The organism is Moritella sp. (genome assembly GCF_013215705.1).
In the GTDB taxonomy this organism is placed as follows: Bacteria; Pseudomonadota; Gammaproteobacteria; order Enterobacterales; family Moritellaceae; genus Moritella.
Map to the genome: position 1 here is coordinate 1 of NZ_JABSQR010000012.1, position 13444 is coordinate 13444.

Annotated in this window: 14 protein-coding genes; 4 read left to right on the forward strand and 10 right to left on the reverse strand. The window is 40.5% G+C overall.

Going from position 1 to position 13444, the window contains the following annotated elements; genetic code table 11:
• Window positions 1-658: 658 nt before the first annotated feature.
• Window positions 659-1009, reverse strand: a complete 351-nt coding sequence (locus HRT96_RS09455) for a hypothetical protein (protein ID WP_293155459.1) — start codon at window positions 1007-1009, stop codon at window positions 659-661.
• Here HRT96_RS09455 and HRT96_RS09460 point away from each other — a divergent pair.
• Window positions 1003-1737, forward strand: a complete 735-nt coding sequence (locus HRT96_RS09460; protein ID WP_293155462.1) for a tyrosine-type recombinase/integrase — start codon at window positions 1003-1005, stop codon at window positions 1735-1737. The genes HRT96_RS09455 and HRT96_RS09460 overlap by 7 nt on opposite strands.
• A gap of 59 nt (window positions 1738-1796) precedes the next feature.
• Window positions 1797-2441, forward strand: coding sequence for a hypothetical protein (locus HRT96_RS09465; protein WP_293155465.1), 645 nt, complete (start codon window positions 1797-1799; stop codon window positions 2439-2441).
• A gap of 298 nt (window positions 2442-2739) precedes the next feature.
• Here the strand turns inward: HRT96_RS09465 and HRT96_RS09470 are convergent, their stop codons facing one another.
• A complete protein-coding gene (locus HRT96_RS09470) occupies window positions 2740-3072 on the reverse strand; it encodes a hypothetical protein (protein ID WP_293155468.1) in 333 nt (110 codons plus the stop codon).
• A 507-nt stretch (window positions 3073-3579) separates the two neighbouring features.
• Here HRT96_RS09470 and HRT96_RS09475 point away from each other — a divergent pair.
• Window positions 3580-3873, forward strand: a complete 294-nt coding sequence (locus tag HRT96_RS09475) for a hypothetical protein (protein WP_293155471.1) — start codon at window positions 3580-3582, stop codon at window positions 3871-3873.
• Window positions 3874-4688: 815 nt separating this feature from the next.
• Here the strand turns inward: HRT96_RS09475 and HRT96_RS09480 are convergent.
• The 8 genes from HRT96_RS09480 to rbsD all read right to left on the reverse strand — a co-directional run bounded on the left by HRT96_RS09480 (window position 4689) and on the right by rbsD (window position 12410).
• Window positions 4689-5633 (reverse strand): porin, encoded by a 945-nt coding sequence (locus HRT96_RS09480; RefSeq protein WP_293155473.1) that lies wholly within the window; start codon window positions 5631-5633, stop codon window positions 4689-4691.
• Between the two features lie 154 nt (window positions 5634-5787).
• On the reverse strand, window positions 5788-6090 hold the full coding sequence (locus HRT96_RS09485) for a hypothetical protein (RefSeq protein ID WP_293155475.1): 303 nt from the start codon (window positions 6088-6090) through the stop codon (window positions 5788-5790).
• Window positions 6091-6261: 171 nt separating this feature from the next.
• Window positions 6262-7266 (reverse strand): substrate-binding domain-containing protein, encoded by a 1005-nt coding sequence (locus HRT96_RS09490; protein WP_293131464.1) that lies wholly within the window; start codon window positions 7264-7266, stop codon window positions 6262-6264.
• 45 nt (window positions 7267-7311) lie between these two features.
• Window positions 7312-8232, reverse strand: coding sequence for a ribokinase (rbsK, locus tag HRT96_RS09495; protein WP_293155478.1), 921 nt, complete (start codon window positions 8230-8232; stop codon window positions 7312-7314).
• A gap of 132 nt (window positions 8233-8364) precedes the next feature.
• A complete protein-coding gene (gene rbsB / locus HRT96_RS09500; protein ID WP_293155481.1) occupies window positions 8365-9246 on the reverse strand; it encodes a ribose ABC transporter substrate-binding protein RbsB in 882 nt (293 codons plus the stop codon).
• Between the two features lie 122 nt (window positions 9247-9368).
• Window positions 9369-10328, reverse strand: coding sequence for a ribose ABC transporter permease (gene rbsC, locus HRT96_RS09505; protein ID WP_293155484.1), 960 nt, complete (start codon window positions 10326-10328; stop codon window positions 9369-9371).
• A gap of 77 nt (window positions 10329-10405) precedes the next feature.
• Window positions 10406-11911, reverse strand: coding sequence for a ribose ABC transporter ATP-binding protein RbsA (rbsA, locus tag HRT96_RS09510; protein ID WP_293155486.1), 1506 nt, complete (start codon window positions 11909-11911; stop codon window positions 10406-10408).
• A 79-nt stretch (window positions 11912-11990) separates the two neighbouring features.
• Window positions 11991-12410 (reverse strand): D-ribose pyranase, encoded by a 420-nt coding sequence (rbsD, locus tag HRT96_RS09515; protein WP_006031660.1) that lies wholly within the window; start codon window positions 12408-12410, stop codon window positions 11991-11993.
• A gap of 476 nt (window positions 12411-12886) precedes the next feature.
• Here rbsD and HRT96_RS09520 point away from each other — a divergent pair, with 476 nt between their 5' ends.
• A complete protein-coding gene (locus tag HRT96_RS09520) occupies window positions 12887-13351 on the forward strand; it encodes a DUF1097 domain-containing protein (RefSeq protein ID WP_293155490.1) in 465 nt (154 codons plus the stop codon).
• The last annotated feature ends 93 nt before the right edge of the window (window positions 13352-13444 follow it).

Genomic DNA, 13444 nt, shown 5'->3' on the forward strand with positions numbered 1-13444 from the left:
GAAGACGCAACAGAAAATCAACCGATTGATGCAAGCGCTATTGTTGATGAAAAGGGCAAAAGATTAGAAGAGCCTAATACAGAAGATCCAAGCGGTGAAATGAAAAACATGTCGGACACTATCGACTTTATGCCGAAGCCGCGTTCTTATTGGATGTAGGTTATAGCGCGTAAAATGAGTCCATGCCTCACAAAGCATGGACGCTTACTCTAGGCCAAAAGCAGGTTTAGCAGTGCCACATGTTAGTTTTTTACAATTAATAGAGGGATCGTTCCGCCAGTTCCGCCACATAAAGCCAGCGGTTATCTCCAATAACGTGCAATGGCTTGTATCTAAACAGGTTCAGATTGACTACAAAGCCACTAAATACCCCGCTATTACCCCGATGATCACAACTCCAATTTGATCAATCAAAATCCAAATTTGATCTATCTATTTTTATACCCGAGTATCATTATTAATATAAGCTAGAGGCCTAACCACTAGCGACTCACCCAATGTAAAATCATCCCTCTCTTCTTCTATATCATTCACTTTATCATCTTCCTTGCAGCTTACTATCCGCGAAGCCTTTTGATAACGAGTTTATAAACACATTCCGTTAATGTTTTCGTTATATAACCCAAGTCGTTTAAGTCTGTATTAGTGGTCTTAAACATCAAGTGACCGTCTTTATATACATCAAAGTAATCAGGTATAAGAAATCTTCGGGCGTTAACACACGCCCTACACGGCTATATTTCACTTGTTTGGTGAATCCAGTGACATAGAAATCAAAGCCGATTAAAGGCTCAGGTTCAATATCAACAGTTTCATCAATAACCGCACTACTATCATCACTATTAGTAATATCAGTATTCGCCCCAGTAACCACCGCGCTTTCGTCAGTAGAAACGTCATCAACATACTCAACTTGTTCACGGCTTTGTTGAGTACCGGTACTCGGTGAATCACCTACACGGCCAAGCGTTAAACGATGGCTTGAAGCGTAAGCGCAAATTATTGGCATTATCTAAAATGATGGGTAATCCGATAGCGAAGAAGTTCGACCGCTCTCACTTCTCTACCTACCGAAAATTACGCCTTGAAACAGTCAGTGTTAAAACAGTCAACAATGAGCAAACTTACCTTAATGCTCTATTCAATGAATTAAGCCGCTTGGGTGAATGGAAAGCAGAAAATCCGATTGCTGGTATGCGGGCATTAAAATATAAAACGCCTGAAATGGGGTATTTACAGCCAGCACAAATCCCGTTGTTAATAAAAGAGCTGGGGAACGGGCGCAATAAAGACGTGCAACTGATTGCAGAAATTTGTTTAAGCACGGGCTGTCGTTGGGGTGAAGCAGAGAATTTACGCGGTGAACATGTAAATAATAATAAGGTGACGTTCGTTAATACCAAAGGTAATAAGCCGCGCAGTATTCCTATATCAGTAGAGTTGGCGGCTCGGATGCCTAAAAAGACCGGTCACTTATTTGGTAGCAGTATTAAGGCCTTTCGTCATGCCGTAGATAGGGCCGGAATTAATTTACCTAAAGGACAAATGAGCCACGTATTACGCCATACCTTTGCCAGTCACTTTATGATGAACGGCGGTAATATTTTAGTACTGCAGCGAATACTTGGACACGCATCAATTGTTGATACGATGAAATATTCACATTTTGCGCCAGAGCACTTGGAAGATGCTGTTAGGTTGAATCCGTTAGTGAACTCACACGCTGAAGATCAATAGAATAGAATAACGTTCTGTTATAATGATATAAAAATAAAAATCGCTTACAAGGGCGGATTATGAAAAAGCACTTATTTACTATTATACTTTCATTTAGTCTATTAGGCTGTCAAACAATTAGAACAAGTTCAACTACCAATCCAGAAGTCAACATTCCACCGATTGATAGCATTGTAGTTTTCGCAACGAATAATTCGTCACTAGAGCACAGCGTTGTAACTGAACTAAACAGCCAAGAAGTTCAGGCCTATAGCGGAAAAGAATTGAGTGCTTTCGTAAATAATTGGGATGAATTTAAAAGCTTAATGCTTAATAAAAATATCACCTATTTATTACTAGTTAGCTCTCAAATGAACAACCAGAACAGCACCATGATTGGCACAACCAGCCATACCAACACGATCGCCTCGATTACCAGCCCTAGCAATAACAGTAATCCTTTTTTTGTATCTCCTAATGGAACTGCTAATCAGTGGAATATAAACAGTAATAGCTACACCACCACAACGCCCATTTACAACAGCACTAATCATGCTTCATCAGAAGCTATGCTGATTAATAGTGGCGATGTGAAAGTATGGTTTGCAACAATAAATATTGAGGCTCAAGGAACGTTATACACAGGGCATAACAAGATGATAAAAGGCTTAACTGAGGGCATCATTGACGAATTGAAAAAAAACAGTCTCATAAAAAAACACTGAATACATAGCCAGAACACAACTCGCATGAGCATACGCTGAAATAACATAGTTTTTCATTTCTAGGTTGCCGCCCCCCTTTATTTCGGGGTCGGCATACCCTTTGCCCCTAATGGGGAAAGGGGGGGGGGAATAATCAATACATTAAGCTACAAAAAAGGAAAAGTAATGGCGGCAGGATGGCGACATTTCAGGCTGTTATTATTTATCTAACTTTATATATTCCAACATAGGTAGCATATTGACGGTTTTAACGCGAGATTAAAAAAACCTCCAACTGGGAGGCTAAATAACGGTATTATTACATAGGGCACATAATTCCTGGATCCATCATCACATCAGAATATTTCATATCTGTAGAGAACATCATAACTAGATCAATTGGTAATAAGACTGTATCAAGTGCTGTTGTTAATACCACTTCTGCAGCCCATAAGGGCACAGGCATCATAAGCGCTGCCATAGAAGATAAAAGTGCACATGGTGTTGCTGCCACGTCTGCCACAGTACCCGCATATGGGTGCCCAAACTCTCCTTCAATAAAGTGACTCTGTATTGATGAACAGCCTGACGATGATATCGATAACACTACGACAAAGATCAAGCAAAGCTTTCGCTGAAAAGTATAACGCACAACACAACCTTAAATTATATTATTTATATATAATAAACAATAACATAGAGATTACCGTCAAATCAAGCCACCACACCTTCAGCGATCACACAATCATAAACATTGCTACAGAATGGCGACAACATTTAGATATGATATGTAATTGATTAGATAAGAAAGGCACAATCAGCATTTCAAATATGCCTATATAACTGCATTCAATCGAGTTTCAACTCCCCCCGACTCCACCAAACGCAAGTTAGAACGACACCCTCCTAAGTGTCGCAGCCCATTGAATGGTTTGATTCAATGGGCTTTTCTTTATCCAAAATTCAACAAAAACAGGTAAAAGCTTGTTTTTTAAGCGTAAATATATGGAGTGGTAATGAATAAGATAGTTTTAATGATTTGTCTGTGCCTGTCACTTCAAGGTTGTAGCGGTATCCTCGATGGTATAAACACTGATAGTCTGAAAAGTGTTGCTAGTACAATACGTTATTTAATAAATAATACCGGTATGGGGTGATCATGAGATATTTACCATTAATCATATTTATCTGCCTGTTGAGTCAAGGTTGTAGCACTAAATCGAACCTGCCAATCAACCGACCGACAAGCACAATTCAAGCTTTAGCACTCGCGACGATAGAAGATGCCAAAGAAGATCAACCAATTAGCGTTGATGGCTTAGATAAACTACAAATAGATGCAAGTGATGTGGTTGATGAAAGTGTTAAACAATTAGAAGATCCAAGCGGTGAAATGAAAAATATGTCGGACACCATCGACTTTATGCCGAAGCCGCGTTCTTATTGGATGTAGGTGATAACATGAAAAATATGAGAATTACGAGAATTACGGCCAATTCGCAAGTCACGACCCTTCTGTTTGAGAGGGTGTACGTCAATTGAACATTCATTTCAATAGATTTATAAACTCGTGACTAACGATAATATTTTAGCTGTTTTTTATTTTTTATTTTTTATTTTTTATTTTTTATTTTTTTTAACTTACCACAACAATTACATTTATAAATACTGCTATAAAACAGTTTTTGATACCATGTACGGCTTATTTTAGCCACTCTCGCGTTTTCACAACATCTCATAACGTTTCCTCATATATCACAGATATCCAATGCACGATTAATGCTCAACTGAGCATCAATACTAAACTCGAATAGCTCACTTTTTATAAAATGATATAACGCGACTAAAAGAATCATATCATTCAAACGCTTACACTAGGAATTATACTTTATAGGTAGTCTAAAATATACAAAAAACATTAAAAAGAACAACAAAAAATTAACAACTGCTGGTTAACGTTTACGAATAGGACAGATTCGGTCCGGTGTGACGTCATACGTTTGCGAATTATTTTATGATGAATGGCGGGAATATTCTGGCGCTACAGGATGCAGTTAAATTAAATTCGTTGGCATTTACCCTAATACTTATATTGAACGAGAAAAAAATCCCACTTACTGTAAATAAGCGGGATTTTTATAAAGGATATATTACGTTCTGCTACGGTAAAGACTAAGAAACCGACAACAGTGGCAAACGCGAACTCTTGGTTACGCGCTGCTCAGTAGTAGACAGATTCAATGAATCATTGCATTGAATCTGTCGGAATTAGAAAGAGTAACGCGCACCAACGATGAATTCATCAGCGTTGTTATTATTACCATGCTCCGCTGAAGTATCGTTGCTTAGTGCCACTTTATAACCAGCATACGCAGCTACGTCACCAATATAACGACCATATTCAAATGCTACGAAGTTAACATCGTTAACGCTTGGCTCATCAGCACTTAAATAGTTATATGAAACACTTACTACATTTTCACCAAAACCATAAGATGCGAATGCATCAACGGCATCAAAGTCAGCATCAGCTACAGACCCTTTTTGTACTAAGCCTGAAACTAAAATACCACCGTTAGTATAACGCGCACCGATCATGTATACATCTGATGAATCAGACACATTCTCAGCAGCTTCTGTTGCCGCATAACCAGCACTTAATTCAACACTTGGCAGTAATTTATAAGCAACCATCAAACCGCCGCCATTCTCGGTAGCTTTAAGGTTAGCAGATGCGTTAAATGTTAAATCACCTTTAGTCACACTATAAAGGATCGTATCTTCTGCTCTGTCACCGCTTGCTGTAATTTTTTCGTTGGTATAACCACTAAAGTATTCTGCCATATCGGTAAAGTCAGTAAGATAGGTAACAGCATTATCTTGAGTACCGTATGTTAGAGTACCGTAAGCAGTCTCAGCACCAACGTATAAATAACGCGTCTTAGTTTGGTTTGTCGTATCTGCTGTATCGTTATCTTGTGATAGTTCAAATTCAAATTTACCAACCGCAGTGATACCTTCATTGATTTCATGCTTACCTTGGCCATTTAAACGAACACGCGATTTATCAGTAAAATCGCTATCAGCAAGCGCAGCTCTTGCTTCAATACGTCCACCAAAAGAAAAATCGTCACTGTTAATATTTTCAGCAAGAACAGGCATAGATACGAGTGTCGCCAATGTAAGAGATAATCCTTTATTTATGTTTTTCATGAAAAATTCCATTTAGTGAAGTTGATAGCAAAATAATTTAAAACGCAGATTGAACCAAGTTTTACGCTATATGTTATTATAAATATTAATAACATATATAATAACAGTACATTCACTTTACTTTAATTTACTTTGATTACAGCCTGTGCCTTAGTTAATGCTGATAAGCTCGCCCTAGCTGCTTAGCAACAATGTCGGTTAACTTCCCGCCGCTAAATTTGAACTTCACATCGAATTCACCACCAACAGATGCATGCAAAATATAGTGATTATGCCCAATCCGTTGCGACAATTTCTCTTTATTGATCATTGCCATCACGTCTGAATATTGCATTTCAATACCACTAATCAATAAACCACCACCGCTAAGACGGAAAAAGTCCTCGGCTTTGGCGTAAGATGATGATGGAAAAGACTGTAGCGTGATGAACAATAAGCTGAGATATTTTGATTGCATAAACGCCCCTTAAGTTAGCTAACTATATACCCAAGTTACTTGGGTATAATCAATACATAGCATGTTAAATGGCAGTGGTAAGTCGTCGTGTATTATTTTGTTACAGACACAAAAAAACCTATTGAAAATCTATCTCAATAGGCTTTATTTATAATCAGTAATTAGCATGAACTAATTCAATGCTTTCACGCTATCGCGCTCCACTAAGGTCGGTTCTAATTCGATGATCTGGTTGCTTTCAGTCTTCGAGTTAATTTGTTCAAGCAACATGTCCACTGCCTTTTTACCTAAACGGTGCTTAGGCTGGTGAATAGTGGTTAATGACGGGGTAATATATTTTGCCAGTTTAATGTCATCGTAACCGATAATAGACAGGTCTTCTGGTACTGAGATACCCTTTTTACTGGCGCTGTTGATCACGCTCATTGCCATCATGTCGTTACAGACAAATAAGGCGGATGGTAATGGGCCGTTAGCGACCATCTCAGCAAAGGCTGTTTCGCCACCTTCACATTCAAAGTTGCCCGCGGTCACCCACTTCGGATTAATATCTAAACCTGCTTCTGCCATTGCTTGGGTAAAACCAGCAAAACGTTGTTGTGCGGTTAGCTTATCTAATACACCGGTAATACAACCAATCTCGGTATGACCTTTCGCAATTAAATGCTGTGTGGCGATATAACCACCTCGATGAGAGTTATCTTTGATTTTATCGCAAGGAAAATTGGTAGGCCCCCAATCCATCACTACTGTCGGTACCGGTTTATGACGTTCAAATAGATTAAAGCCTTGGCTTTCAACTTCACTACACATCAACATTAAACCATCAACACGCTTTTGTAATAAGATATCGAGATTAGCATGCATACGGGCAACATCACCTTCGGTATTACACAAAATTAAATTATAACCATATTCATAGCAACGACGTTCAACGCCTTTTAATACTTCAGCGAAAAACGGATTAGTCGAGGTCGTTACCAGCATACCAAAGGTTTTGGTACTCTGGACTTTAAGGCTACGTGCTAATGCCGACGGTGCGTAACGTAACTCGTCAACAGCCGCTTTTACGCGCGCAGACACATCGTCACTCACATATCGTGTCTTGTTTAATACATGACTCACCGTTGACGTTGATACACCTGCATGTTTTGCTACGTCTTTAATTGTTGCCATCAGCTAATCTTGTCCATCATCGTTTATTGTGAAAATAAGGTATTGTTAATTTTGTAACGCTAAAAATTCATCCACTTCCACTTTCGTTGGAATCGATGTTTGGGCACCGACACGTGTTACTGAAATGGCCGCGGCAGCATGGGCAAAACGGATAGCATCATCGAGTACTAATCCTGCTTGTAAACCAGCGAGTAAACCACCATTGAAGGTATCACCTGCAGCTGTCGTATCAACCGCGTCAACACGGAAACCTTTTACTTGCTTACCAGTGCCAGCCTTGCTGCTCCATACACCTTGGCTACCTAACGTGATCATCACCTCACTAATACCTTTAGCATGTAATGCATTAGCCGCTACTTGCGCTGACGCCATGTCAGTCACTTTAATGCCCGTTAATAATTCTGCTTCGGTTTCATTGGGGGTAATCAAATCAACAACTGCGAGTAGCTCATCACTTAGTGGTTGTGCAGGCGCCGGATTTAATACCACACGCGTACCCGCTTGATTCGCTATTTTAGCCGCTTGAGTAATCGTTGTAATCGGCGTTTCTAATTGCATTAACAGTGTATCAGCTTGTTCAATTAAATCACTATGTGGAATAAGTCGCTCTGGCGTTAAGCAGGCATTGGCTTCTGCCGAAATACAAATGCTGTTTTCACCGGTTGCCGCCACTTGGATCATCGCGATCCCAGTCGGGGTATCTTGTTCCACCATCACGGCTTGGGTATTGATACCATCACGACCAAACTCGGTGAGCATATTAGCACCAAAACTGTCATCACCCACACAAGCGATAAACGCGATATCTGCGCCTAAGCGCGCTGCGGCGACAGCCTGATTAGCCCCTTTACCGCCAGGGATCACAGCATAACTATGCCCGAGTAAGGTTTCGCCTGGACGCGGAAAAGAAGCGACTTGTAAAACATGATCAGCGTTAACGCTACCTAACACAACTAATTTATTCATAAAGAAGCCTTAATACTTTGTAACTGGAGAGAATAAAACATGACTTAATGGCACTGTATATTGACTAAATGCGATTAAGTCAGGTTTTAATCAGGAATAGGGAATAACTGTCACGCTATTCCCTTCCGAACATTATGACTTAGTGATCACTTTTAGTGGTACCGAGATGCTTTTCTCTACAGACTGACCTTTAAGTACTTTGTCAGCAGTTTCAACACCAAGAGCACCAATTAGCGCGGGTTGCTGTGCAATTGTCGCACCTAAAATACCACGATTAACAGCAGCAATACCGTCTTTAGTACCATCGAAGCCAACGATTAATACGTCTTTACCTGATGCTTGCACGGCACGTAATGCACCTAATGCCATTTCATCATTTTGCGCGAATACAGCTTGAACGTCTGGATTAGCAGCCAGCATGTTTTCCATTACGTTAAGACCTTTAGTACGATCAAAATCAGCGGGTTGACTCGCAAGTAAATTCATTTTATTGCTAGCAACCGCTTGCATGAAGCCTTTACCACGTTCACGTGCCGCAGATGTACCCGCTATGCCTTCCAGTTGGATAACTTTTGCATTAGCGCCAATTATGTCACTAATATATTTTCCTGCCATTTCGCCACCAGCAACGTTATCAGACGCAATGTGGCTCACAACCTTACCGCGACTAGCACCCCGGTCTAATGTGATCACTGGAATATTAGCGCGGTTAGCCATACGGATCGCATTAGATACTGCATCGGAATCCGTTGGGTTTATTAAGATTGCTTTTACGCCACGAACTGTCAGATCTTCAATGTTCGCTAATTCTTTACTTGGATCGTTTTGTGAATCCAGCACAATTAACTTATAACCTAAGGTTTTCGCTTTCGATTCTGCACCTTCCTTCATGGTGACAAAGAAAGGGTTGTTTAGCGTCGACACCACCATTGCAATCGTATCTTGCGCCATAACGGTTGCACTGAAAGATGCTGAAACGACAGCGACAGAGATCAAGGTTGCTAATTTTTTCATTACATATACCTTCTTTTACGTTAATTTTGCTGCCTCAGATAGGGTATTGAGGTTCACAGGTTGTTTATTGCGACTATTTATCGATAGTTTTATTGTTGTTATTCTTCTCTTTCTTTACGTCTTTATTTCTTTTTCGTTTCAACTAATACTGCCAGTAATATCACCACAGCTTTAGCAATCATTTGGAAATATGAAGATACATCCAATAGATTTAATGCGTTGTTGAGGAAGCCGATAATTAATGCACCGATCAGCGTACCCATAATTCGACCTTTACCACCCGCAAGACTGGTACCGCCGACGACGACTGCTGCAATCGCATCTAGCTCATAACCCATACCCGCGGTAGGTTGCGCAGATGAGAGACGCGAGGTAACAATCAGACCGGCGAGTGCAGCCAATAATCCACAGATTGCATAAACACCAATCTTCACTTTATCGACGTTAATACCCGATAAACGTGTCGCCGCTTCGTTACCACCCAGGGCATAAACATAACGACCAAAACGCGTATGATTAAGTAAGTACCATACCGAAGCAAAAACAATAACCATTAGCCAGACTGGTACTGGCACACCGAATAAATAACCCGTACCGATCCATGAGAAACTATCGGCAACATCCGTAAAACCGGTTGAAATTGGACGACCGTCGGTATATACCATGGTCACACCACGCAATAATGTCATGGTCACCAGCGTCGCAATAAAGGCTTGAACCTTACCGATGGCAATAATCATACCGCTCATTGCACCTAGTGCTGCCCCCGCAAATAATGCCACGGGTACGGCTATCATCACTGACACTTCCATTGATATTAAGGACGCAGCAAAGGCACCACAGAGGGCTAATACCGAGCCAACACCTAAATCAATACCACCGGTTAAGATCACTAAGGTCATGCCTACTGCAATGATCGCGCTAACCGATGTTTGACGTAATATGTTTAAAATATTACCCATAGTGAAAAAGTGCGGGTTTAAGAAAGACACCACCACGATCAGCAAAATTAAGGCAATTAATGATTTTTGTTCAAACAACCATTCTTTCGTGAAATATTTTTGGGTTAAAGTTTTAGTCATAACATCACCGGTCACATTATTGTTCAAATTATTGTTCGAATGGTTACTGGAATTTTGATTAACTGTCTGGTTCTGGCTCATAGCCCTGCCTCATTGATTTTTTTGCCAACGGCACACGCCATCAGTTTTTCTTGGTTCGCATGTTCAGCCATAAACTCACCGCTAATCCGGCCTTCGTGCATCACTAAAATGCGATCACTCATGCCCAGTACTTCTGGCATTTCTGACGACACTAGGATGATACTCATACCTTCGGCTTTAAATTGATTGATTAACTGGTAGATTTCTTTTTTAGCACCAACATCAACACCACGGGTCGGCTCATCTAAAATAAGGACTTTAGGGCGGGTCATTAAACCTTTGGCAATCGCTACTTTCTGCTGGTTACCACCAGATAAGTTACCAATAATCTGATCGCGACTTGGGGTTTTAATATTAAACTGGCGCATAAAATCTTCGACTGCTGTTGCTTCTTTCGCGTGATCTAATTGCAGTCCTTTAGACAGATAATCTAATGCGCACAACGACATATTTTCTTTTACCGACAAACCAAGCACTAGCCCATCACCTTTACGATCTTCAGAGATGTAGGCAATACCATTGGCCAATCCGTCGCGAGGGGTTACTGGACTAACCACTTTACCGTCTAAAATCACATCACCCGATTCATGGGGTAATGCCCCATAAATAGCTTTCATTAATTCAGTACGGCCAGCGCCCATTAAGCCCGAGATACCTAATATTTCACCATGGTCTAATGTGAAACTGACATCATGCACACCCGGTGCCACAATATTTTCAACTTCCATGCAGGTCGTGCCATGCTTCGCATCAATACGTGGGTAAATTTCATCTAAACGACGACCCACCATTTTCTCAATCAGGCCATCTTCATCGATGTCCGTCACCGCTATTTCGGCAATAAATTGGCCATCACGTAGTACGGTAATATCATCACAAATCTCGAAGATCTCTTTTAAACGGTGCGAGATATAAACGATACCGCAACCATCATTGCGCAGTTCGTTAATCACGTTAAATAATGATTTAGTTTCACTTTCTGTCAATGCATCCGTTGGTTCATCCATCACAATCACTTGTGACTTAAATGACAGCGCTTTGGCAATTTCAACCATTTGCTGTTCACCTAAACTGAGCTCACCCAGTAACTGACGCGAACTGTGCTTTACATTTAAACGCTGTAGCAATACATCCGCATCACGATACATCTCAGCCCATTTAATACCGCCAAACGCATTGGTTTTTTCACGGCCTAAATAGATATTTTCAGCAATCGTTAACTCAGGGATCAAGTTTAGTTCTTGATGAATAATACTAATGCCCATCTCTTGCGAATGACGCGGACCATCAAAACTAACATCACTACCTTGATAGTTAATATTACCTTTGTCCATGTGATAGATACCGGTAAGTACCTTCATCAGCGTCGACTTACCTGCACCATTTTCGCCCAGTAATGCCATTACTTTACCTGGGTATACATTCAAACAAGCATTATCCAATGCTTTCACACCAGGAAATGATTTTTCGATACCAGTGAGTTTTAAAATTGCTTGCGTCATGTCAGTTCCTACTTTATTCCGCATAAATAGCTGCTATTACGTTTCGGTCAATCAATACCGTGTTGACTTAAATAGTCGATTAAAACACCACGCCAGATTGGAAAATCACGTTGGCATAAGGTGTACATTCACCCGTGCGCACAACGGCTTTGCTCTGCTGTGTTCTTTGCTTAAAATCTTCATGGCTAATATAGGTGATTGCAATGGTTTTACTTGTTAGTTGTTCTTCATTGGCGATCACATCAAGTAAGGCGGTATGTAACTCAGGGCTAACCGAAGCAAACTCTTCCGCTAATACGATGCCTTCAATTTGCATCTCGCCAAGAATCGCTTTAACCGTGGCGATGAATGTTGGTACACCCGGAATAAGCGCAAGATCGATACGCTGCGTTGAATCTGGAACCGGTAAACCAGCATCACAAATGGTGATCTCGTTGGTATGCCCAAGTGTTGCAACTAAATAGGATAAGTCTGCGTTGATAAGTGCATTTTTCTTCATTGTTCACGCCTTACAAGGTGAAAATAACTAAATCTGAGTCTTCAATATAATTCATGTTAACGCCATCGAAACGTTTGCGCAAACGTTTCGATGGCTTGAATATAGCTAAAAATAAGGATAATTCTAGTATTGAAGTATAAAAATGCGTGTTAGATCTAAGAATGAGTGAAATTTCTTTCATTTGAAATAGTGAGGTTATTTTTACGAAGAAAAACGCTTATACCAAAAGTAATAGAGCTGGTTAAATGAAGAATAAAATAAAATAGCGTTAAAAAATTGTACGCTCTACTTTGACAATAAATGCTCAAATTTAAAGCACTGGCAGCAGTATTTATAAATCACAGTACATGATATTCCACTGAGTATTTTACTATAATGCAGATTTTAATATCGCATTTACGACAGGCTTCATGGTTTTATTCTTACTTATACTGTAATTTAATCACTAAAATTATTAGTATTTATTAGAGTAAAACATGAAAGATCGTTACCAAGTAGCAATTTCCGCAGGTCTACTTGCTGCACTGTGGTGTGGTATAGCCGATACGTTTCATCTGGTTACCTGGATAGGTTTTTTAGGTTGCAGCACTTATTTTGCACAACCAAAATCTGGATTTCAGGGCGTATTAATGACTTGGTTCACGACGCTGTCTGGGGTGTTCTGGGCCTGGTTAGCTATCACCGGCAGTGGTTTTGTCGATACGCCGTTACTAGGTTACTTACTCACAGGCATTGTGACCAGCGCCATGTGCTTGCAAGCCAGCTATGCCAAACTGGCGTTTATCCCCGGTGCCTTCATCGGCTGTTGCATTACCTTTGCCATGGCTGGTGATGTGATACCTATTATGCTGCCGCTGCTACTGGGTGCCCTGCTCGGTTACGCGATGACACAGTTAACAGCTTGGTTGGTTAGTTTTAAAACCACCCCGCAACACGCCTGAACGCGACCGTCCAGCAAGCGATTTACTTCATCTCCAAAACTATAATGAGAGCTAGATGATCCCTAGCTCTTTAGGTATACCCAAGTTACTTCA